Annotated in this window: 21 protein-coding genes; 18 read left to right on the plus strand and 3 right to left on the minus strand. The window is 70.9% G+C overall.

Annotation, left to right across the window (positions count from 1 at the left end; translation table 11 throughout):
* Positions 1-114 precede the first annotated feature (114 nt).
* From ACFOGJ_RS27395 to ACFOGJ_RS27415, 5 genes are read left to right on the plus strand one after another with little or no spacing between them, the layout of a single operon-like run.
* On the plus strand, positions 115-978 hold the full coding sequence (locus tag ACFOGJ_RS27395; RefSeq protein ID WP_449288613.1) for an ATP-binding cassette domain-containing protein: 864 nt from the start codon (positions 115-117) through the stop codon (positions 976-978).
* Complete coding sequence (locus tag ACFOGJ_RS27400) at positions 971-1,771, plus strand: metal ABC transporter permease (protein WP_379906471.1); 801 nt, start codon at positions 971-973, stop codon at positions 1,769-1,771. Before ACFOGJ_RS27395 ends, ACFOGJ_RS27400 begins: the two co-directional genes overlap by 8 nt.
* A gap of 13 nt (positions 1,772-1,784) precedes the next feature.
* On the plus strand, positions 1,785-2,195 hold the full coding sequence (locus ACFOGJ_RS27405) for a Fur family transcriptional regulator (RefSeq protein ID WP_379906472.1): 411 nt from the start codon (positions 1,785-1,787) through the stop codon (positions 2,193-2,195).
* Complete coding sequence (locus ACFOGJ_RS27410; RefSeq protein ID WP_379906473.1) at positions 2,192-2,836, plus strand: DUF1007 family protein; 645 nt, start codon at positions 2,192-2,194, stop codon at positions 2,834-2,836. The genes ACFOGJ_RS27405 and ACFOGJ_RS27410 overlap by 4 nt, the downstream gene beginning before the upstream one ends.
* The gene (locus ACFOGJ_RS27415; RefSeq protein WP_379906474.1) at positions 2,829-3,878 is read left to right on the plus strand and encodes a nickel/cobalt transporter; all 1,050 of its coding nucleotides are present in this window, start codon (positions 2,829-2,831) and stop codon (positions 3,876-3,878) included. The genes ACFOGJ_RS27410 and ACFOGJ_RS27415 overlap by 8 nt, the downstream gene beginning before the upstream one ends.
* Positions 3,879-3,890: 12 nt before the next feature.
* Here the strand turns inward: ACFOGJ_RS27415 and ACFOGJ_RS27420 are convergent, their stop codons facing one another.
* Positions 3,891-4,868, minus strand: coding sequence for a threonine/serine dehydratase (locus tag ACFOGJ_RS27420; RefSeq protein WP_379906475.1), 978 nt, complete (start codon positions 4,866-4,868; stop codon positions 3,891-3,893).
* A gap of 144 nt (positions 4,869-5,012) precedes the next feature.
* On the opposite strand from ACFOGJ_RS27420, the gene ACFOGJ_RS27425 reads away from it, so the two are divergent.
* Genes ACFOGJ_RS27425 through ACFOGJ_RS27445 form a run of 5 tightly spaced genes read left to right on the plus strand, consistent with a single transcriptional unit; the run spans position 5,013 to position 7,881 of the window.
* Complete coding sequence (locus tag ACFOGJ_RS27425) at positions 5,013-5,738, plus strand: AzlC family ABC transporter permease (RefSeq protein ID WP_379906476.1); 726 nt, start codon at positions 5,013-5,015, stop codon at positions 5,736-5,738.
* A complete protein-coding gene (locus ACFOGJ_RS27430; RefSeq protein WP_379906477.1) occupies positions 5,735-6,034 on the plus strand; it encodes an AzlD family protein in 300 nt (99 codons plus the stop codon). The genes ACFOGJ_RS27425 and ACFOGJ_RS27430 overlap by 4 nt, the downstream gene beginning before the upstream one ends.
* 59 nt (positions 6,035-6,093) lie before the next feature.
* Entirely contained in the window at positions 6,094-6,639 is a 546-nt protein-coding gene (locus ACFOGJ_RS27435) for a ZrgA family zinc uptake protein (protein WP_379906478.1), read from the plus strand.
* Positions 6,636-7,238, plus strand: a complete 603-nt coding sequence (locus ACFOGJ_RS27440) for a DUF3299 domain-containing protein (protein WP_379906479.1) — start codon at positions 6,636-6,638, stop codon at positions 7,236-7,238. Before ACFOGJ_RS27435 ends, ACFOGJ_RS27440 begins: the two co-directional genes overlap by 4 nt.
* Before the next feature lie 25 nt (positions 7,239-7,263).
* Complete coding sequence (locus tag ACFOGJ_RS27445) at positions 7,264-7,881, plus strand: glutathione S-transferase family protein (protein WP_379906480.1); 618 nt, start codon at positions 7,264-7,266, stop codon at positions 7,879-7,881.
* Between the two features lie 12 nt (positions 7,882-7,893).
* Here the strand turns inward: ACFOGJ_RS27445 and ACFOGJ_RS27450 are convergent, their stop codons facing one another.
* On the minus strand, positions 7,894-8,307 hold the full coding sequence (locus tag ACFOGJ_RS27450; RefSeq protein ID WP_379906481.1) for a DUF3830 family protein: 414 nt from the start codon (positions 8,305-8,307) through the stop codon (positions 7,894-7,896).
* Between the two features lie 31 nt (positions 8,308-8,338).
* The gene (locus ACFOGJ_RS27455) at positions 8,339-10,396 is read right to left on the minus strand and encodes a bifunctional DedA family/phosphatase PAP2 family protein (protein WP_379906482.1); all 2,058 of its coding nucleotides are present in this window, start codon (positions 10,394-10,396) and stop codon (positions 8,339-8,341) included.
* Positions 10,397-10,536: 140 nt separating this feature from the next.
* Between ACFOGJ_RS27455 and ACFOGJ_RS27460 the strand changes: the two genes are divergently transcribed.
* The 8 genes from ACFOGJ_RS27460 to ACFOGJ_RS27495 all read left to right on the plus strand — a co-directional run.
* Positions 10,537-11,127: an ANTAR domain-containing response regulator gene (locus ACFOGJ_RS27460; RefSeq protein ID WP_379906483.1), complete on the plus strand. Its 591-nt coding sequence runs from the start codon at positions 10,537-10,539 to the stop codon at positions 11,125-11,127.
* A gap of 17 nt (positions 11,128-11,144) precedes the next feature.
* On the plus strand, positions 11,145-12,365 hold the full coding sequence (locus tag ACFOGJ_RS27465; protein WP_379906484.1) for a CmpA/NrtA family ABC transporter substrate-binding protein: 1,221 nt from the start codon (positions 11,145-11,147) through the stop codon (positions 12,363-12,365).
* A 337-nt stretch (positions 12,366-12,702) separates the two neighbouring features.
* Positions 12,703-14,133, plus strand: coding sequence for a CmpA/NrtA family ABC transporter substrate-binding protein (locus ACFOGJ_RS27470; protein ID WP_379906485.1), 1,431 nt, complete (start codon positions 12,703-12,705; stop codon positions 14,131-14,133).
* 194 nt (positions 14,134-14,327) lie between these two features.
* Positions 14,328-15,431, plus strand: coding sequence for an ABC transporter permease (locus tag ACFOGJ_RS27475; protein WP_379906486.1), 1,104 nt, complete (start codon positions 14,328-14,330; stop codon positions 15,429-15,431).
* Positions 15,432-15,456: 25 nt separating this feature from the next.
* The gene (locus tag ACFOGJ_RS27480) at positions 15,457-17,226 is read left to right on the plus strand and encodes an ABC transporter ATP-binding protein (protein ID WP_379906487.1); all 1,770 of its coding nucleotides are present in this window, start codon (positions 15,457-15,459) and stop codon (positions 17,224-17,226) included.
* A 13-nt stretch (positions 17,227-17,239) separates the two neighbouring features.
* Positions 17,240-19,708 carry a nitrite reductase large subunit NirB gene (nirB, locus tag ACFOGJ_RS27485; protein WP_379906488.1) on the plus strand — a complete coding sequence of 823 codons (2,469 nt, stop codon included), beginning with the start codon at positions 17,240-17,242 and terminating at the stop codon, positions 19,706-19,708.
* Complete coding sequence (gene nirD, locus ACFOGJ_RS27490; protein ID WP_379906489.1) at positions 19,705-20,061, plus strand: nitrite reductase small subunit NirD; 357 nt, start codon at positions 19,705-19,707, stop codon at positions 20,059-20,061. The genes nirB and nirD overlap by 4 nt, the downstream gene beginning before the upstream one ends.
* A partial coding sequence (locus ACFOGJ_RS27495) for a molybdopterin-dependent oxidoreductase (RefSeq protein WP_379906490.1) occupies positions 20,058-20,948 on the plus strand: 891 nt, incomplete at its 3' end. The genes nirD and ACFOGJ_RS27495, both read left to right, overlap by 4 nt.

Here is a 20,948-nt window from a genome sequence, read left to right on the forward strand (position 1 = left end):
CGTTTCAAGCCGGCTCAGGCAAACCCCGCGGGGCGTCATGGCCTGGGTGCCGATGTTGTGGCAGAATCAAAACGTTATGATATAACGATTCCAGTTCCACCCCAGCAGGACATCATGCATCGCTCCGCCGCGCCGCCGGCCCTATCCCCCGACCAGGATCCGCACCGCAGCGGGCATGCCCACATGCCGGAGGCGGCACCGGCCGACATGCTGGCCGGGATCGAAGGGCTGGGCGTGCATCGCGGCGGCCGCTGGCTGGTGCGCCATGTCGACCTGTGGGTCCGCCGCGGCGAGATCGTCTCCCTGATCGGCCCCAACGGCAGCGGCAAGAGCACCACCGCCAAGGCCCTGCTGGGCATCCTGCGCCCCGACGAGGGACAGGTCCGGCGAGAGCCGGGCCTGAGGATCGGCTATGTGCCGCAGCGCCTTTCCATCGACTGGTCGCTGCCGCTGAGCGTGCGGCGCCTGATGACCCTCACCGGGCGCTTCAGCGAGGCGGAGATCCAGGCCGCGCTGGCCGAGGTGGGGATCGATCACCTTGCCGGGGCGGAGGTGCAGACCCTGTCCGGCGGCGAGTTCCAGCGCGCGCTTCTGGCCCGCGCGCTGGTGCGCCGCCCGGGCCTGCTGGTCCTGGACGAACCCGTCCAGGGTGTCGACTTCAGCGGCGAGATCGCGCTCTACGACCTGATCGGGACGATCCGCGACCGGCTGGACTGCGGCATCCTGCTGATCTCCCACGACCTGCATGTGGTAATGGCGCAGACCGACCGGGTGGTCTGCCTCAACGGTCATGTCTGCTGTTCCGGCACGCCGCAGAACGTCGCCGCCAGCCCGGAATATGTCCGGCTGTTCGGCTCCCGCGCCGCGGAGACACTGGGCGTCTACCGCCACCGCCACGACCATGCGCATCTGGAGGATGGTCGCGTCGTGCCGCTCGACGGCCGGCCGCAGGCAGCGGACGGCGCCGGCGATGCTTGACGCCTTCTTCCTGCGGGCGCTGGCTGCCGGCCTCGGCGTCGCGCTGATCGCCGGGCCGCTGGGCTGCTTCATCGTCTGGCGGCGGATGGCCTATTTCGGCGACACGATGGCCCATGCGGGCCTGCTCGGCGTCGCGCTGTCCTTCCTTTTGGAGGTGAACATCATGGCCGGGGTGTTCGGGGTGGCCGTCTGTGCCGCCCTGGCCCTGGTCCTGCTGCAGCGACAGACCCTGCTGCCCGCCGACGCGCTGCTGGGAATCCTGGCCCATTCCACCCTGGCGCTGGGCCTGGTGCTGCTCGCCTTCATGGCCTGGCTGCGGGTCGACCTGCTGAGCTACCTGTTCGGCGACATCCTGGCGGTGTCCTGGACCGATGTGACGATCGTCTGGGCCGGCGGCGCGGCGGTGCTGGCCGTCCTGCTGGCGATCTGGCGGCCGCTCCTCGCCGCCACCGTCTCGCCGGAGCTGGCGGCGGCGGAGGGCATGAACCCGGAGCGCGAGCGCCTCGCCTTCATGATCCTGCTTGCAGCGGTGATCGCGGTGGCGATCAAGATCGTCGGCATCCTGCTGATCACCTCGCTGCTGATCATCCCGGCGGCCAGCGCGCGACGCCTCGCCACCGGGCCGGAGGTGATGGCCCTGGTGGCATCGGCGCTGGGCTGCGGCGCCGTCGCCCTCGGCCTCTTCGCCTCCCTGGAATTCGACACGCCGGCCGGACCGAGCATCGTCGTCGCCGCCCTGCTATTGTTCCTTGTGACCCAGTTGCGGCTGGCCGCCCGCCGCCGCCCGACCTGAAACGAGGGGAGCCATGGCCGAAGCCGCCCCGAGACTGACCCGCAACCAGAAGCTGGTGCATGCCCGGCTGGCCAGCGCCGGCCGCGCGATGAGCGCCTATGAACTGCTGGATTCGCTGCGCGATGACGGGCTGCGTGCGCCGGTGCAGGTTTATCGCGCCCTGGACAAGCTGACCGGCATCGGCCTGATCCATCGCCTGGAAAGCTGCAACGCCTATATCGCCTGCGCCGGCAGCCACCACGTGCCGCATGACGAGGCCGAAGCCGCCGCCTTCGCGATCTGCGACGATTGCGGCTCGGTGACCGAATTTGCCGCCGGCGACAGCCTGGCCGCGCTGGTGCGCCATGCCGCGAAGGCCGGTTTCGTCACCCGGCAGACCACCATCGAGCTGCGCGGCCTCTGCGCCGCCTGCAGCCGGCAGTGAAGCGGGCCCTCGCCGCCGCCATGCTGGCGGCCCTTCTCGGCGCCGCCGGCCCGGCCGCCGCGCACCCGCACGGCTGGATCGACCTGCAGGTGACGATCGGCTTCGACGACCAGGGCCGGATCGCCACCCTCCGGGAAACCTGGCTGTTCGACGACGCCTATTCCGCCTTTGCCACCGGCGGCATGGACAATGACGGCGACGGCCGGCCGGACCAGGCGCTGCTGGAAGAGCTGCTGCAGGAGAACATCTCGAACCTGGCGGAATACGACTATTTCACGAAGGTCCGGCAGGACGAACGCAGTATCGGCTTCGGCACGCCGACGGACCTGGCCACCCGGATGGCGGGCAGCCGGCTGGAGATCGCCTTCACCCTGCCGCTGGCGGAGCCGGTATCGCCGCGTGACGGCGCCTTCAGCTACAGCATCTACGACCCGACCTACTATATCGAGATGGTCCATGCAGAGGATCCCGCAGCCATTCGCCTGCAGGCCGCACCAGAGGATTGCCATGCCAACCTGCTGCCGCCGAACCCGACCGGCGACCAGGTGGCGATGGCCTCCGCCCTGGATGCTACCCAGACCGGCTGGGACGGGCTGGGAGCGCTGTTCGCGGAGGTCGTGCCGGTCCGCTGCGGTGACTGAGAGCGCAGGCCGCCTCCTCGCGGCGCTGCTGCTGTCGCTGGCGGTCCTGTGGTCCGGTCAGGCGCTGGCCGAAACGGCGGCGGCCGCAATCGTCGATCCCGGCCTGTGGGACCGCACCATGGCCTGGATCTTTGCCGAGCAGCGCGCCTGGCACCACGACCTCGTGGCGCAGATGCGGGGACTGGGCAGCGGCGGCAGCCAGACCACAGCATGGGCCCTGATCCTGGCCAGTTTCCTCTACGGCCTGTTCCATGCCGCCGGGCCGGGCCATGGCAAGGTGGTGCTCGCCTCCTACCTGCTGAGCCACCGGCAGCGGGTGGGCCGCGGCGTGGCGCTGGCGGCCGCCTCCGCCTTCTGCCAGGGCGTGGTGGCGGTGATCCTGGTCTACGGCCTGCTCTATCTCACCGACCTGCTGCCGCGCGACACGAAGACGGCGGTGAACTGGACCGAGCGCGGCAGCTTCGTGCTGCTCGGCGTCCTCGGCCTCTGGCTGGCGGCACGGGCGCTGCGGGACGGCATCCGGGTCTGGCAGCCCGCCACCGCCGGCGCCCATGGGCATGGCCACGACCACGGCCACCACCACGACCATCATGATCGTCACGACGGGCAGGCCCATGGTCATGTCCATGGGCCGGGCTGCGGCCACAGCCACGGCCCGTCGGCGGACCAGATCGAATCCGCGGGCAGCCTGCGCGGCGCGATCGCGGTGATCCTCTCCATCGGCCTGCGCCCGTGCAGCGGCGCGGTGCTGGTGCTGGTCCTGGCGCAGGCCATGGCGCTGCCGCTCGCCGGACTGGCCGCGGTGCTGGCAATGTCCTGCGGCACCGCGCTGGCCGTCGCCGCGCTGGCGCTCGTCGCCGTTCATGCCCGCCGCTGGGCGGCGGCGCTGGCCGGCGGCGGGGCGGGTGGTACGGGAGATGGCGGCCGCGGCCTGGCCCTTGCCGGCCTGGCGGTCCGCCTTGCCGGCGGCCTGGTGATCCTGGCCCTAGGGGCGAGCCTGTTCGCCGCCAGCTTCGCCCCCGCCCATCCGTTGGGGATGTAGGCGGCCGCCGCTTCAGGCTTCGAAGCGCACCACGTCGGTATTGGCGCCGCACAGCAGCACGCCGACCCGCTCCCCCGCCGCGGGCCGGTAGCGGCCGGACAGCAGGGCGGCGAAGGCCGCCGCCGCGCCCGGTTCCACGACCAGACGCAGGCAGTCCCAGAGCGCCGCCTGCGCCGCCCGGATCGCCGCATCCTCGACCAGGACCGAGGCGCCGACATGGGCCTGCGCCAGCGGGAACATCAGGCGGCCGACCTTGCGCGGCGCCAGGCTGTCGGCTGCGATGCCGCCCGCCGGCGAGTCCACCGGCCGCCCGGCCTCCAGGGCAAGGTTCAGGGTCGGCGCACCCTCCGGCTCCACCGCCACCAGCTTCACCCGGCCGGCAAACCAGGCGGCCAGGCCGCCGATCAGCCCGCCGCCGCCGACCGCGACCAGCAGGCTGTCCAGCTCCGGCGCCTGACCCTCGAATTCCAGTCCGGTGGTGCCCTGGCCCAGCAGGGTCTCCCGCTGGTCATAGGCATGCACCGACAGGGCACCGGTTTCCGCCAGGAAGCTCTCGCTGGCGGCCAGGGCATCGGCGTAGCGCTCGCCCACGGTCACCAGCCGCGCACCATAGCCGCGGATCCGTTCCGTCTTGGCGGGGGAGGTGATGCCCGGCACGAAGATCGTCGCCGGGATCCCCAGCCGCATCGCCGCATAGGCCACCGCCGCGCCGTGATTGCCGCCCGACGCCGCCGCCACGCCGGCCGGCGGCACCTTGCGGGTCAGCAGGTTGGCGAAGGCGCCGCGCGCCTTGAAGGAGCCGCTATGCTGCAGATGCTCCAGCTTCAGCACGACGGGACAGGCGGTTCCGCCGGCTGCCCCGAAGCCGGCGAAATCGGCCAGATCGACCTCCACGACCGGCGTGCGGCGGACATGCGGCCGGATCAACGGCTCCACTTCCGCCACCGCCGCCCGGTCGATTCCTGCCTCTCCTGCCGTCTGGCCGATCATGGCTGCCCCCCGCTTTGCGTGACGGTCCCATACCGCCGGCACGGGTGCAAAAACAAGACGCGCGGGTCTATGGTGCGGCGCACACTGACATGGCGACCCGGATTTTCCGTCCGCTCTGGCCTGCACCCGCATCCCGGCCCTTCCGTGACCAGCGAAACCCGCCTGACCCTTTCCGGCCTGCTTCGCGGCGCCCGTGCCATCGCGCCGGTCGCCGCCTTTGTCGTGCCGTTCGGCGCCGCCTTCGGGATCGCCGCCGTGCAGGCCGGGGTCAACGACTGGGGCACGGTGCTGATGAGTGCGGCAGCCTTTGCCGGCGCCTCCCAGTTCGCGGCGCTGGACTTCTGGCAGGTGCCGGTCGCGTGGCTGCCGATGCTGCTGGCGGTGTTCGCGATCAATGCCCGCAATATCCTGATGGCGGCGGCGCTCTATCCCTGGCTGAAGGACATCCCGGCAGCGCGGCGGCATGCCATCGCCTTCTTCATCGGCGACCCGAACTTCGCCATGGCGATCCGCGCCTATGACGAGGGCGAACGCGATGTCGGCCTGCTGGTCGGGGCCGGCATGCTGCTCTGGCTGGCCTGGACCCTGGGCACCGCGCTGGGGGTGCTGGCGGACGAACTAATCGCCGATCCCGAACGCTTCGGCCTGGACGCCCTGATGCTGGTCTTCTTCGGCGTGATGCTGGTCGGCATGTGGAAGGGCCGCCTGACCGCCCTGCCCTGGGCGGTGGCGGCGGTCGCCTCCCTGGCTGCGCTCTGGCTGCTGCCGGAGAACTGGCATGTGCTGGCCGGCGGCCTGGCCGGCGGCCTGACCGGGGCGCTCTTTCCGCCGCGCCGGGGAAGGGTCGTCGACGGGAGCCAGGACCGGTGACCGACAGCCTGACCCTGGCGGCCTGCGCCGCGATCGCCGTGATTGCCTACCTGACCCGGGTCGGCGGCTTCTGGCTGATGGCCTGGGTGCCGCTGACCCCGCGGGTGGAGGGCTTCCTGAACGCCTTGGCCGGTTCGGTCCTGGTCGCCCTGGTGGTGCCCGGCGCGGTTCGCGGCGATACCGCCCTGCAGGCGGCCGTGGTGGCGGCGGTGGCCTGCATGGCGCTGACCCGCCGCGCCGTGCCGTCGCTGCTGCTGGGGATCGCCACGGCGGCGGCCTGGCGGGCGCTGGCCTGACGGCTGGCAGGCAGGTCGCTGCGTGATAGTCTGCGCCGGTCCAGCCTGACGAGGCCGCCATGCGTCCGATCGCCCCCGCATTGTTGACCACTGCACCATTGGCCCTTGTAGCCGCCGCCCTTGCTCTGCTCGCCTTCCTGCCCCCCGCGGCAGCGCAGGAGCATCGCCACGGCACCGGCAGCCTGGTGATGACCTTCCAGGGCCCGGTCCTGACCTTCGACCTGGCGGTACCCGCGGCGGACATCGTCGGTTTCGAGCATGCGCCGGCGGTCGACGAGGATTTCACCGACATCGCGCAGGCCCGCGCCGCCTTCACCGACCCGAGCCAGGTGGTCGCCCTGCCCCTTCAGGCAGGCTGCGCCACCGATCGGGCCGAGGCTGAGTTCGTGCCCCTGGCGCGCGCCGCCGGCGACCAGCCGCATGCCAGCTTCACCGTCCTTTACGAGATGACCTGCGAGACCCCCGCGCGGCTGAGCAGTGTCAGCTTCCCGCTGTTCGGCCTCTATCCCTCGCTGACCGCGCTGCAGGTGCGCCTGGTGGTGGGCAATGCGCATCGCGACGTGACCGTCACGCGCGACCGGCCGCAGCTGGATCTCACCCGGTGAGGCTCTCGCACCTGCTGCCCGGACTGCCGGCCGGCCAGTGGCCGGGCCGGCGGGACCTGCTGGCCGGGACCGCGGTGCTGGTCCTGCTCGGCCTGCTGGCGGCCGGCAGCCTGCATCGCGCACGGCTCGGCGAAGCCGGCCCGGGGATCGCGGCGGATCCCGCGCTGGCGCTGAGCTGGAAGGACCTGCGCCCGGATGCGGAGCGCGACATCGTCATACCGAGCGGCCCCATCGACCATCCGCGGCTGATGGCTGCCCGCCTCTCCGGCCGCCTGCCCGGCGCCGGCGGGTCCAACCGGACAATGGCCGCCTTCGACGGCCGCACCGTGCGGCTGACCGGCTGGACGATGCCGCTGGGCGACGGCGGGTCGCCCGGGCAGTTCCTGCTGGTCCCCTATTTCGGCGCCTGCGCCCATGTTCCGCCGCCGCCGGTCAACCAGACGATCCTCGTCCGCAGCGGGCAGCCGGCGGAGCTGCCGATGTTCGCGCCCGTGGAGGTCGTCGGCGTGCTGCGGCAGGCGGTGCGGCGGACCCACCATGCCCGTGCCGGCTATGTCATTGCGGCGCAGTCCGCCATGCCGCACCGGACCGACGATTGACCATTCCACCTTCCGGAGATCGACCTTGCTCAAGCTGTTCACCGCAAAGATGACCTGCGCCATGGCCTCGCATATCGCGCTGGAGGAGGCCGGCGCCGACTACGAGATCGCCACCGTGGATTTCGGCCGCAACCAGCAGCGCGAGCCCGACTACCTGGCGGTGAACCCGAAGGGCCGGGTGCCGGCGCTGGTCACCGACAGGGGGGTCCTGACGGAAACCCCGGCGATTCTGGTCTATATCGCGCAGACCCATCCCGATGCCGGGCTGGCGCCGCTGGACGATCCCTTCGCGCTGGCGCAGCTGCAGGCGTTCAACAGCTATCTCTGCGCCACGGTGCATGTCGCCCATGCCCATGGCCGGCGCGGCGCCCGCTGGGCCGACGATCCGGCCGCCTGGGAGGCGATGAAGGCGAAGCTGCCCGACAACATGACCCAGTGCTTCCGGCTGATCGAGGACGAGATGCTGCAGGGCCCCTGGGTGCTGGGGGAGCGCTACAGCGTCTGCGACCCCTATCTCCACACGGTGGCGAACTGGCTGAAGGTCGACGGCGTGGATATCGCCGACTTCCCGAAGACCGCCGACCATTTCCGGCGGGTGGCCGAACGGCCGGCGACGCAGGCGGCGCTCGCCGCCTATGGCTGACCGGCCCGGCCGCTACAGCGCCTCGAAGCGGATCGGCTGCGCGCCCTCCCACAGGGTCTTCACCCCCAGGGCGTGGAGGTTCTCGAGCCCCTCCACGATGGTCAGGAAGTGGTTGCCGGCCAGCTGCCCCATCCTGCTGGCGAAGCAGCAGCTGCCATAGGCCATGATGATCTCGGTTTCGCTGAAGCCGCCCGGGTAGAACAGGATGTCGCCGCGGCTGGGATGGCTGGTGTGATTCTCGAACCCCACGCCGAGGTCGAAATCGCCCAGCGGCACCCAGCAGCCCTCGCCGCTCCAGCGGACATGGATCAGCTTCTGCTCGTAGGGCAGCAGCCGGGCGAAGGCGGCGACCGTCTGCGGCGCCGCCGGATGTGTCTCGGCGACGAAGCTGTGGCCGCCGGCGGTAATCCTCAGGCGTTCCGGCATCGCATCCCCCTGTTCCAGTCAGCTGCCCCGATCAGCCACTGCCGGCCAGCACGCGTTGTCCGCCGCAGGCGCCTTCCTCCGCATCGCCTTGCAGCGGCGCGCCCACCGCCTGCGCGCCCGGCAGGGCGGTCAGCATCGCCGTGGCGTCGCAGGCATGATGCCCGTCTTCCGGCGGCAGGGCGACCGACAGCAGGCCCAGCGGGTGGTGCAGCGGCTCGAAGGTCACGCTGCCCAGCAGCACGATCCGGCCCGCGCCGTCGCCCGTCCGGTCCGGCGCGGCGACGAGCCGCGGCCAGGCGCGCAGCACGAAGCGGCCGTCGCGGCCGCCCAGGCTGCCGGCATGCAGCATCGTCAGGACCGGGCGGCGCCCCTCGTCCAGCCGTGGCAGGGCGGGCAGGTCCAGCGCCCCGGTCCGGGGCTGCAGGAAACGGTCCAGGATCGCCAGCGACCAGCCGGGCGCATCCTGCCAGCCCTGCGCACGCAGGGCCTCACGCAGGGCCTCCGCCTCGCCGTTCCAGAGCAGCAGCAGCGGTTCCTCCCGCTCCCCCTCCAGGTCGATGCGCCGGTCGGGCAGGTCCCGCCAGCCACCTGCCGCCCAAGGGTCGGAAAGCGGCTGCGGCACCGGCTCCCGCACCGCGTAGAAGCGCTCCGCCTGCGGCATGGCCTGGGCGATGTGCCAGCCGCCGACCGCCAGCAGCGCCAGGGTCGCCGCGCCGAACAGCCAGCCGGCCGCACCGCGCGACAGGGCCTGCGCCCGGAAGGCGATGGCGAAGGCGGCGGTGATGCCGGCGCCGAACAGCAGCCCCGCGATCACGTCGGTCGGCCAGTGCGCCGCCAGGTAGACCCGCGACAGGCAGACGATGGCGGTCAGCGCGGCACAGGCCGCCACCGCCGGCACCGCCAGCCAGCGCGGCAGGAAACGGTAGGCGAGCAGGCCCAGGATGCCATAGAGGGCGGCGGTCAGGGTGGCGTGGCCGCTGGGGAACGAGAAGGCGTCGGCGCCGCCGTAGATCTCGATCGGGCGGGGCGCCGCCACCAGCAGCTTGATGCCCTGGACGAATGCCATCGTCGCCGCCATCGCCAGGCCCAGCCCGACCGCCAGCCGCCAGGCGCCGGCCAGCAGCAGCACCGCCGCCGCCGTGCCGGCCACCGACAGGGTGACCAGCCAGTCGCCCAGCAGGGTCATCGCCACCACCCAGCTGTCGATCCAGGGCGTGCGCAGGCCCTGCGCCAGACGGCTGATGCCGCCATCGAAGCGCAGCAGCGGGTCGCCCGTTACCACCCCCTGCAGCAGTGCCAGGAAACCGGCAATGGCCAGGAAGACCAGCAGCGCCAGCAGCACCAGCAGCCGGAACGCCGCATGGTGCGGGGCCGCCAGCCGCTCGACGGCGGCGCCCGCCCTGCCGCCCCGCCGCCCCGCCCAGTCAAGCAGCCCCGACCGCAGGCGCGCCAGCAGCGGCAGGCCCAGCCGCAGCCCGGTGCGGGCCAGCCAGACGGCGAGCAGGACCCCCAGCAGACCGATCGCGACGGCGATCGCCAGCCGGTCGCCGATCCGTGCCACGGCGGCCAGCAGCAGCACCGTCAGCGCCGCCGGCGCCAGCCGGGCCACCGCCCAGAGCAGCGCGCCCGGCAGGCTGGCGGCCAGGAAGCGGCCGCCGGCCATGCCGCTGGCACCGGCCACGGCGGGCAGCAGGCCGTGCGCTCCCGACTGGAATCGGGCCGCCAGCAGGCCGCCGCCGCCCAGGTCGCCGAAATGGTGCCGCGCGGCGGCCAGCCGGTGCGGATGCCGGTCGAACGGCCAGTACATCTCCAGCCGCAGGCCGTGGCGCCGCCCGGCCCGGAAGCAGGCGGCATCGCCGGCCAGCGCCCCCAGGGTGGCGGCGGCCAGCAGGGGCCAGAACGGCAGGTTGCCAAGCCCTGCCAGGCCACCGAGCAGGGCCAGTACGGCGATCGCCGGCAGGCGGAAGCGGCGCAGCGGCAATGCCTCCGCCGCGGCGACCGCAAAGGCGACGGCCAGGGCCAGCCACGGGGTCAGCGGCCAGTGTGAGAGGATCAGGTCGTCGATGTCCGGTACCTCGTCATGTGGCAAACGGAGCGGTCTTCCGACAGTGGTAACGCGGTAGGCCGGGTGTGGGTTCAGCGGCCGGCGCCTTCACGATCGAATTGGCATCCGTCTTGCGTCGCGCTTAGGATGCTGCACTGCAACACGACCGGTCCCTTCCCGCGCCCATGTCCAACCGTGACCTCAAGATCCTGGTGATCGACCAGGACGCCCTGCGTGCCTCGATCCTGCAGGACGGCCTGCGGGAGGCGGGCCACAGCGACGTCGTCGTGATCGCGGAGATGCACGACCTGCTGCGGCGCATCCAGGAGATCGGCCCGGACGTCATCGTCATCGACCTGGAGAATCCGAACCGCGACGTGCTGGAGCAGATGTTCCAGGTCTCCCAGGCGGTGCAGCGGCCCGTCGCCATGTTCGTCGACAAGTCGGACGCGTCGATGATCGAGGCGGCGATGGATGCCGGCGTCTCCACCTACATCGTCGACGGCCTGCGCAAGGAGCGGGTGAAGCCGATCATCGACGTCACCATCAGCCGATTCAATGCCGTCGACCGGCTGCGCCGCGAGCTGGAGGAGACCCGCAGCCAGCTGGCGGAGCGCAAGGTGATCGACCGGGCCAAGGGGATCCTGATGAAGAGCCGCGGCCTGAGCGAGGAGGAGGCCTACCGCCTGCTGCGCAAGACGGCGATGGACCAGAACCGCAGGGTCGCGCAGGTGGCGGAGAGCCTGGTCACCGCCGCCGGCCTGCTGGGCGGCTAGGACGGCGGGGGGAGAGGATGGCGCAGACGGAACGGCTTCGCATCGGCTTCATCCCGCTGCTCGACGCGGCGTTGCCGATCGTCGCCGGCAGCCGGGGCTTTGCCGAGGCCGAAGGGCTCGACCTGGAACTGGTGCGGGAGAGTTCCTGGGCGAACATCCGCGAGCGGGTCGCCATCGGCCATGTCCAGGCCGCCCACATGCTGGCGCCGATGCCGATCGCCGCCAGCCTGGGCCTGGGCCCGCTGGACGTGCCGCTGGTCGCGCCGATGGCGCTGGGCCTGGGCGGCAACGCAATCACCGTCTCCACCGCGCTCTGGGCGGAGATGCAGGCACAGGGCGCCGGCTTCGAGGACGGTGCGGCCGCGATCGGCGCGGCGCTGCGACAGGCCCTCACCGCCAGGCGGAAGGCCGGGGCCGAACCGCCGACCTTCGCCATCGTGCATCCCTTCTCCGCCCACAACTACGAACTGCGCTACTGGCTGGCGGGCTGCGGCATCGCGCCGGACCGCGATGTCCGGCTGGTGGTGGTGCCCCCCCCCTTCGCCGCCGATGCCCTGGCCGCCGGCCGGCTGGACGGGTTCTGCGTGGGGGAGCCCTGGAACAGTGTCGCGGTGGCCGCCGGCTGCGGCGTGATCGCCACCAGTACAGCCGCGATCTGGCGCTCCAGTGCGGAGAAGGTGCTCGGCATCCGGGCCGACTGGGCGGAAGCCAATCCGGCGCTGCTGGCCCGCCTGGTGCGGGCCCTGGCCGCCGCCGCCGCCTGGTGCGGCGACCCCGCCAACACGGCGGAGCTGGCGGAACTGCTGTCCGGGCCGGCATTCCTGGACCGGCCGGCAGCCCTGCTGCAGCGCGGCCTGACAGGGCGACTGAGCCTCGCCCCCGGCACGCCGCCCGCGGCGATCGCCGACTTCCTGACCTTCCACGACCGGGCCGCGACCTTCCCCTGGATCAGCCACGCCCTGTGGTTCTACAGCCAGATGGTGCGCTGGGGTCAGGTGACGCACGGCGCTGCGGCGCTGGCCAAGGTGCGCCAGGTCTACCGCCCGGACCTGTACCGGGCGGCGCTGCAGGACAGCGGCATCGCCTTGCCGGCCGCCAGCGCCAAGGTGGAGGGCGCGCTGACGGCGCCGACCATGGTCTCGGCGATCGGCGGCAGCCTGGCCCTGGGGCCGGACGGATTCTTCGACGGCCGGCAGTTCGATCCCGATCTGATCGAGGATTATCTGTCCTATTTATAGGCATTTGCCTATTTAATGACCTTGCTGCGCCGCAAAATCTTTCTTGACGGACCTGAAATGCCTATGTAGCGTACATATCAATCGGGTTGTGAATAGCTCGATAGAGAATTCCCTGGCAGTTGCACCCTTTCTGGGCGCTATATTGCCACGGGAAATGCCGATGGGGCCAATGGCGGTCCCTCAGGCAGTCTGCCGGCCTAGCGAAGGGCCTTCGGTAACGTCGCCATCGTCGCGGAGATCCGCATTGCGGAATTCGACGACGTCGGGCGGCGTTTTTTTATGCCGCTCCGGACATCTGGAGGCGGTGTCCGGGGCTCGCGCGAACGGGAGACACAAGATGCGGAAGAACGACCGGGCCGGACTGGCCCGCCGGACCCTTCTCAAGGCCGGACTGAAGGCGGGGCTGGCCGCCGGCATGACCCTGGCCCTGACGGCCGGGCTGTTCTCGCCGCCGGCGGCGGCGGAGATGCTGCTGCCGGAGAAGGACGAACTTACCTTCGGCTTCATCAAGCTGACCGACATGGCGCCGCTCGCCATCGCCTACGAGAAGCACTTCTTCGAGGACGAGGGGCTCTACGTCACCCTGGAGCCGCAGGCCAACTGGAAGGTGCTGCTGGACCGGGTGATCACCGGCGAGCTGGACGGCGCCCATATGCTGGCCGGCCAGCCGCTGGCCGCCACCATCGGCTATGGCACCGAGGCCCATATCGTCACCCCCTTCTCCATGGACCTGAACGGCAACGGCATCACGGTGTCGCAGGAGGTCTGGGAGATGATGAAGCCCGACCTGCCGAAGCAGGCCGACGGCAGGCCCGTCCATCCGATCAAGGCGGACTATCTGAAGCCGGTCGTCGAGAGCTTCCGCGCCCAGGGCAAGCCGTTCAAGATGGGCATGGTCTTCCCCGTCTCCACCCACAATTACGAGCTGCGCTACTGGCTGGCGGCCGGCGGCATCCACCCCGGCTTCTATTCGCCGACCGACATCTCCGGCCAGATCAAGGCCGAGGCCCTGCTCTCCGTCACGCCGCCGCCGCAGATGCCGGCGACCCTGGAGGCAGGCACGATCTCCGGCTACTGCGTCGGCGAGCCGTGGAACCAGCAGGCGGTGTTCAAGGGCATCGGCGTGCCGGTGATCACCGACTTTGAGATCTGGAAAAACAATCCGGAGAAGGTGTTCGGCATCACCGCAGAATTCGCGGAAGAATACCCGAACACGACTCTGGCGATCACCAAGGCGCTGATCCGGGCCGCCAAATGGCTGGACGAGAACGACAATGCCAACCGGGCCGAGGCGGTGGAGATCCTGTCGCGCCCCGAATATGTCGGCGCCGATGCGGAAGTCATCGCCAATTCGATGACCGGCACCTTCGAGTACGAGAAGGGCGATGCCCGCCCGGTGCCGGACTTCAACGTCTTCTACCGCTACTTCGCGACCTATCCCTACTACTCCGACGCGGTCTGGTACCTGAGCCAGATGCGCCGCTGGGGCCAGGTCGCCGAGGCGAAGCCCGACACCTGGTACGACGAGGTGGCGAAGAAGGTCTACCGCCCGGACATCTACCTGAAGGCGGCCCGCATGCTGGTCGAGGAAGGCCATGCCGACGCGGCCGACTTCCCCTGGGAGACCGACGGCTACCGCGCCCCGCAGGCGGAGTTCATCGACGGCATCACCTTCGATGGCCGCGCGCCCAATGCCTATCTGGAGCAGTTCCCGATCGGGCTGAAGGGCAAGCAGACCGTCGACGGCAACGACGTGGCCGGCGGCTGAGGCCTCGGAACAGGCGCAGGCGGTCCCGCGCCCGGAACGTCATCCCGGGCCTGACCCGGGATCCATTCCGCAAGCCGCGCGGCGTCTCAGCGGCCTGCGGAATGGGTTCTCGGGTCAAGCCCGAGAACGACGGCTTCCGCCAGATCCGGGACAGCTGCGCCGTCCAACCGACAGACCCAGCAGGGAATGATGCAATGACCTTCGCTTCGATCGCAGACTCCGCGGCAGAGAAGGCGGCGCCGGCGGCCTCCACCCGGGTCGAGCGCCGCACCCGGCTCTTCGCCGCCATCACCCGCTCCGCCCCCTATCTGGGCATCCTCGGCCTCGGCTGGACCGTCCCCCTGATGCGGATCGGTGCCGGCGAGGAGACGCGCCCGCAGCTGCGGGAGCTGTGGCAGCAGCTCGTCGTGCCGCTGATGGGCATCGCCGTCTTCCTGGCCGCCTGGGCCTGGCTGGCACCGCAGGTGGAGACCTCGCTCGGCACCATTCCCGGCCCCGCCCAGGTGCTGCACGAGGCCGGCAATCTGTGGGACGACCATGTCGCCGAGCGCCAGAAGGCCGACGACTTCTTTGAGCGCCAGGAGGCGCGCAACGACAAACTGGTCGCCGCCGGCCATGCCGACCGGGTGAAGTGGCGCGACTATACCGGCAAGCCCACCTACCTGGACCAGATCGTCACCAGCCTGAAGACGGTGGCGCTGGGCTTCATCATCGCCACCATCGTCGCCGTGCCGCTGGGCATCGCCTGCGGCCTGTCGCGCACGGTGAACGGCGCGGTGAACCCGCTGGTGCAGGTGTTCCGCCCGGTCTCCCCGCTCGCCTGGCTGCCGATCGTCACCATGATCGTCTCCGCGCTCTACGCCGATGCCAGCGACGCGCTGCCGAAGTCGCTGGTGATCTCCGCGATCACGGTGACCCTCTGTTCGCTCTGGCCGACCCTGATCAATACCGCGCTCGGTGTCGCCTCGGTCGACAAGGACCTGATGAATGTCGCCCGGGTCCTGCGCCTGCCGGCCTGGAAGACGATCACGAAGCTGGTCCTGCCCTCCGCCCTGCCGCTGATCTTCACCGGCCTGCGGCTGTCGCTGGGCGTGGGCTGGATGGTGCTGATCGCGGCTGAGATGCTGGCCCAGAACCCGGGCCTGGGGAAGTTCGTCTGGGACGAATTCCAGAACGGCTCCTCCGCCTCGCTGGCGCGGATCATCGTCGCCGTCATCACGATCGGGCTGATCGGCTTCCTGCTGGACCGCGTGATGCAGGCCCTGCAGACCGCCTTCAGCTTCCAGGCCAACCGCTGACCCGCAGCGCAGAGGGAGAGAGAGCATGGCTTTCCTGGAACTGAAGGGTGTCGCCAAGAGCTACGGCCAGGGCGCAGCCCGGCGGGAGGTGCTGGCCGGGATCGACCTGGAGGTTGCCGAAGGCGAGTTCGTCGCCATCCTCGGCTTCTCCGGCACCGGCAAGACCACCCTGATCTCGGCAATCGCCGGGCTGGTGGAACCGGATGCGGGCGAGGTGCTGCTGGACGGCGCACCGGTCGCCGGCCCCGGCCCGGACCGCGGCCTGGTCTTCCAGAGCTATTCGCTGATGCCCTGGCTGACCGTGACCGGCAATATCCGGCTGGCGGTGGACGCCGTCCATCCGCGGAAGAGCGCCCGCGACAGGGCGTCGATGACGGCCCGCTATGTCGACCTGGTCGGCCTGGGCCATGCCGCCGACCGGCGGCCGGCGGAACTGTCCGGCGGCATGCGCCAGCGGGTCGCCGTGGCACGCGCGCTGGCGATGAACCCGCGGATCCTGCTGCTGGACGAGCCGCTGTCGGCGCTGGACGCGCTGACCCGCGCCAAGCTGCAGGACGAGATCGAGCGGATCTGGGATGCCGAGAAGAAGACGGTGATCCTGATCACCAACGATGTCGACGAGGCGATCCTGCTGGCCGACCGGATCGTCCCGCTGGTACCGGGCCATGGAGACGAGGGCGCGCGCCTCGGCCCCTCCTTCGAGGTCGGCATGCCGCGCCCCCGCGACCGCACGGCGATGAACGACGATGCCGCCTTCAAGCGGCTGCGGGCGAAGATCACCAGCTTTCTGCTGGAGGCCGGGCAGGAGCGCGCGGCGGAGGCGGCCGATGAGGGGCGCCTGCCCGAGGTGCTGCCGATCCAGCCCCGTTCTTCGCTGCAGGCAGGGCGCCTCCGCCGCGGCGGCCGCGACGCCGACCTGCCGAGGGCCTGGGCGGCGGCGGCCGAGGGGCCGGAGAAGCGCGCCTATGTCGACCTCTTCGACGTCCACAAGGTCTATCCCACCCCGAAGGGGCCGCTGACCGTTGTCGAGGGCTTTACCCACAAGATCGCCAAGGGCGAATTCATCTCCCTGATCGGCCATTCCGGCTGCGGCAAGTCGACGGTGCTGTCGATGGCGGCCGGCCTGGTGCCGATCAGCGCCGGCGGCATCGTGCTGGACGGCCGCGAGATCGACGGTGCCGGGCCGGAGCGGGCGGTGGTGTTCCAGGCGCCGTCGCTGCTGCCGTGGCTGACCGCGCGGGAGAATGTCGCCCTCGGCGTCGACCGGGTCTTCCCCCATGCCAGCGCGGCGGAACGGGCGGAGATCTGCGACTACTACCTGACCCGGGTCGGGCTGGGCGACGCGATGGACCGGCCGGCGGCGGAGCTGTCGAACGGCATGAAGCAGCGGGTGGGGATCGCCCGCGCCTTCGCCCTGTCGCCGAAGCTGCTGCTGCTGGACGAGCCGTTCGGCATGCTCGACAGCCTGACCCGCTGGGAACTGCAGGAGGTCCTGATGGACGTCTGGCGGCGTACCCAGGTCACCGCGATCTGCGTCACCCACGATGTCGACGAGGCGATCCTGCTGGCCGACAAGGTGGTGATGATGACCAACGGCCCGCGGGCGCGGATCGGTAACGTGATGCCGGTCGACCTGCCGCGCCCCCGCAGCCGCGCCGCGCTGCTGCAGCATCCCGACTATTACCGCTACCGGCAGGAGCTGCTGGACTTCCTGGAAGCCTATGAGGGCGGCGCCAACCCCGACCCGGCGAAGGTGAAGGCGGGCCTGTCCCGCACCGCCGGCGAAGCCGCCTGAGGGGAGACCCGAGATGACCGAGACGACCGAGACGCGGCGCCGGCTGGTGGTGGTCGGCAACGGCATGGCGCCGGGCCGGGTGCTGGAACGGCTGTTCGACCTGGACCCCGACGGCTGGCAGGTGACGATCTTCAATGCCGAGCCGCGGGTGAACTACGACCGCATCATGCTCTCGCCCGTACTGGCGGGCGAGAAGACCTATGACGACATCGTCATCCACGACAAAGCCTGGTACGCGGAACGCGGCATCACCCTGCACCAGGGCTGCCCGGTGGCCGCGATCGACCGGGCGGCGAAGCGGGTGACCGCCGCCGACGGCACGACTGCCGACTATGACCGGCTGCTGATCGCCACCGGCTCGAGCCCGGTGATGATCCCGGTCCCGGGACACGACCTGCCCGGTGTGATCGGCTACCGCGACCTGGACGATGTCGAGCGGATGCTGACGGCGTCCCGGGCGGGCGGCCATGCCGTGGTGATCGGCGGCGGCCTGCTGGGGCTGGAGGCCGCCGCCGGCCTGAAGGCACAGGGCATGGCGGTGACCGTCCTGCACCTGATGCCGACCCTGATGGAGCGCCAGCTGGACCAGGCGGCCGGCTGGCTGCTGCAGCGGGCGATCGAGGCGCGCGGCATCGCCGTGCGCACAAGGGCCAACACCCAGGCGATCCTCGGCGAGGACCGGGTCACCGCCGTGCGGCTGGACGACGGCACGGAGATCCCGGCCGACCTGGTGGTGATGGCGGTCGGCATCCGCCCCGCCACCGCCCTGGCAAGGGATGCCGGGCTGGAGGTCAACCGCGGCATCCTGGTCGACGACCATCTGCAGACCTCCGACCCCGACATCCTGGCAGTCGGCGAATGCGTCGAGCATCGCGGCACATGCTATGGCCTGGTCGCGCCGCTCTACGAGATGGCGGCGGTGATCGCGCGCCGGCTGGCCGGCGATGCGGATGCCGCCTATCGCGGCTCGATCACTTCCACCAAGCTGAAGGTCACCGGCATCGACCTGTTCTCCGCCGGGGACTTCGCCGAGGGCGAGGGCCGGGAGGAGATCGTCCTGCGCGACGCCAGCCTGGGCGTCTACAAGCGCCTGGTGATCGAGGAGGACCGGATCGTCGGAATCGTGCTGTACGGCCATACCGCGGACAGCGGCTGGTTCCTGCAGATGCTGCGCGACGGCACCGACATTTCGGAGCTGCGCGAGACCCTGATCTTCGGCCAGGGCTTCGCGGGGGGCACCCCCCTGGACCCTATGGCGGCCGTTGCAGCCTTGCCGGCTGAGGCAGAGATCTGCGGCTGCAACGGCGTCTGCAAGTCAACCATCGTGGCGGCCATCGCCGGCAAGGGCCTGTCCGACGTCGAGGGGGTGCGCACGGCCACCAAGGCCTCCGCCTCCTGCGGCTCCTGCACCGGCCTGGTGGAGAAGCTGCTGTCCCTCAGCCTGGGCGACGCCTTCGACGCCACCGCACCGAAGCCCGCCTGCCCCTGCACGACCCTGGGCCATGACGAGATCCGCCGGCTGATCGCCGCCAAGGGGCTGAAGTCCGTGCCTGAGGTGATGCAGGAGCTGGAATGGACCACCTCCTGCGGCTGCGCGAAATGCCGGCCGGCGCTGAACTACTACCTGCTCGCCGCCTGGCCCGGCGAATATGCGGACGACTACCAGTCCCGCTTCATCAACGAACGGGTGCACGCCAACATCCAGAAGGACGGCACCTATTCCGTCGTGCCGCGGATGTGGGGCGGGATGACCAGCGCCAAGGAGCTGCGGGCGATCGCCGACGTGGCGGACAAGTTCGGCATCCCCACGGTGAAGGTAACCGGCGGCCAGCGCATCGACCTGCTGGGGGTCCGGAAGGAGGACCTGCCCGGCGTCTGGGCCGACCTGAACGCGGCCGGCATGGTCTCCGGCCATGCCTATGCGAAGGGGCTGCGGACGGTGAAGACCTGCGTCGGCACCGACTGGTGCCGCTTCGGCACGCAGGATTCCACCGGCCTGGGCACCCGCATGGAGAAGATGCTCTGGGGGTCCTGGACGCCGCACAAGGTGAAGATGGCGGTCTCCGGCTGTCCGCGGAACTGCGCGGAGGCGACCTGCAAGGATTTCGGCGTGGTCTGCGTCGAGTCCGGCTTTGAGCTTCATGTCGGCGGTGCGGCCGGCATGGAGGTGAAGCCGACTCAGATCCTCTGCACCGTCGCCACCGAGGCGGAGGCTCTGGAGTACTGCGCCGCCGTGGTGCAGCTCTATCGCGAGCAGGGCCACTACCTGGAGCGCATCCACAAATGGCTGGCCCGCATCGGCCTGGACCGGCTGAAGGCGCTGGTGGTCGAGGATGCGGACATGCGCACCGCCCTGTTCGAGCGTTTCCTCTATTCGCAGCGATTCGCGCAAAGCGACCCCTGGGCAGAACGTGTGGCCGGGCGCGATGCCCACGAATTCGTCCCCCTGCGCGACTTCACGGTGAAGGAGGCCGCCGAATGAACGGACCGGACATGATCGCCGTCGAGGGCTGGACCGACATCGGCGCCCTGGCCGAGATTCCCCGGCGCGGGGCGCGGCGGGTGAGGCTGCCCGAGCGCACGATCGCCGTGTTCCGCACCGCCGACGACGAGGTCCATGCGCTGGAGGACCGCTGCCCGCACAAGGGCGGGCCGCTGAGCCAGGGCATCGTACATGACTGCGCCGTCACCTGCCCGCTGCACAACCTGGTGGTCGACCTCGCCACCGGCGCGGCGCGGGAGGAGGATGGCGGATCGGTGCCGGTGCTGCCGGTGCGGCTGCATGAGGGCCGCATCCTGCTGGACCTGCGTGCCGCGGCGCGACGGGCGGCATGAACGCGCTGCCGCCCCGTCCCCGCGCCGCCGCGACCGGCGAGACCCCGACGGCCCGCGACGCCGGCGGGGACGCGCGCCAGGTCCGCACGACCTGCCCCTATTGCGGTGTCGGCTGCGGCGTGGTCGCCTCGGTGGCCGCGGCTGCGACCGGCGAACGGCCGGCGGCGGAGACCATCGCCATCGCCGGGGATCCGCAGCATCCGGCCAATCTCGGGCGGCTCTGCTCCAAGGGGTCGGCGCTGGCCGACGTGCTGGGGCTGGAGGGCCGGCTGCTGCATCCGCAGGTCGACGGGCGGCGCACGGATTGGGACAGCGCGCTCGACCGGGTCGCTTCCGGCTTCCGCGACGCGATCGCCGCGCATGGGCCGGATTCGGTCGCCTTCTACCTCTCGGGCCAGCTGCTGACCGAAGACTATTACCTCGCCAACAAGCTGATGAAGGGCTTCATCGGCAGCGCCAATGTGGACACCAACTCCCGGCTCTGCATGGCCTCGACGGTGGCGGGACAGAAGCGCGCCTTCGGCAGCGACACGGTCCCCGGCAGCTACGAAGACCTGGAGCTTGCCGACCTGGTGGTGATCACCGGCGCCAACCTGGCCTGGTGCCACCCGGTGCTGTTCCAGCGCCTCCAGGCGGCGCGGCGGCGCCGGCCGGGGATGCGGGTCGTGGTCATCGACCCGCGGCGCACGGCGACGGCGGATGAGGCCGACCTGCACCTGGCGGTCGCGGCCGACGGCGATACCGCCCTGTTCAACGGTCTGCTGCACCACCTGATCGCCGCAGGCGCGGTCGACCGTACTTTCATCGCCGACCATACCGGCGGCCTTGCCGTGGCTGCGGCCGCCGTCGCCGGCGCCGACCTGGCGGCGACCGCGGCGGCCACCGGC

This window comes from Marinibaculum pumilum (assembly GCF_042646425.1).
Taxonomy (GTDB): domain Bacteria; phylum Pseudomonadota; class Alphaproteobacteria; order Ferrovibrionales; family Ferrovibrionaceae; genus Marinibaculum; species Marinibaculum pumilum.

Excerpts from the sequence above, each read along its gene's own strand:
- ACFOGJ_RS27395 (WP_449288613.1), top strand. The coding sequence starts at position 115 with ATGCATCGCTCCGCCGCGCCGCCGGCCCTATCCCCCGACCAGGATCCG.
- ACFOGJ_RS27400 (WP_379906471.1), top strand. The coding sequence starts at position 971 with ATGCTTGACGCCTTCTTCCTGCGGGCGCTGGCTGCCGGCCTCGGCGTC.
- ACFOGJ_RS27405 (WP_379906472.1), top strand. The coding sequence starts at position 1,785 with ATGGCCGAAGCCGCCCCGAGACTGACCCGCAACCAGAAGCTGGTGCAT.
- ACFOGJ_RS27420 (WP_379906475.1), bottom strand. The coding sequence starts at position 4,868 with ATGATCGGCCAGACGGCAGGAGAGGCAGGAATCGACCGGGCGGCGGTG.
- ACFOGJ_RS27435 (WP_379906478.1), top strand. The coding sequence starts at position 6,094 with ATGCGTCCGATCGCCCCCGCATTGTTGACCACTGCACCATTGGCCCTT.
- ACFOGJ_RS27450 (WP_379906481.1), bottom strand. The coding sequence starts at position 8,307 with ATGCCGGAACGCCTGAGGATTACCGCCGGCGGCCACAGCTTCGTCGCC.
- ACFOGJ_RS27460 (WP_379906483.1), top strand. The coding sequence starts at position 10,537 with ATGTCCAACCGTGACCTCAAGATCCTGGTGATCGACCAGGACGCCCTG.
- ACFOGJ_RS27465 (WP_379906484.1), top strand. The coding sequence starts at position 11,145 with ATGGCGCAGACGGAACGGCTTCGCATCGGCTTCATCCCGCTGCTCGAC.
- ACFOGJ_RS27470 (WP_379906485.1), top strand. The coding sequence starts at position 12,703 with ATGCGGAAGAACGACCGGGCCGGACTGGCCCGCCGGACCCTTCTCAAG.
- ACFOGJ_RS27475 (WP_379906486.1), top strand. The coding sequence starts at position 14,328 with ATGACCTTCGCTTCGATCGCAGACTCCGCGGCAGAGAAGGCGGCGCCG.
- ACFOGJ_RS27480 (WP_379906487.1), top strand. The coding sequence starts at position 15,457 with ATGGCTTTCCTGGAACTGAAGGGTGTCGCCAAGAGCTACGGCCAGGGC.
- nirB (WP_379906488.1), top strand. The coding sequence starts at position 17,240 with ATGACCGAGACGACCGAGACGCGGCGCCGGCTGGTGGTGGTCGGCAAC.
- nirD (WP_379906489.1), top strand. The coding sequence starts at position 19,705 with ATGAACGGACCGGACATGATCGCCGTCGAGGGCTGGACCGACATCGGC.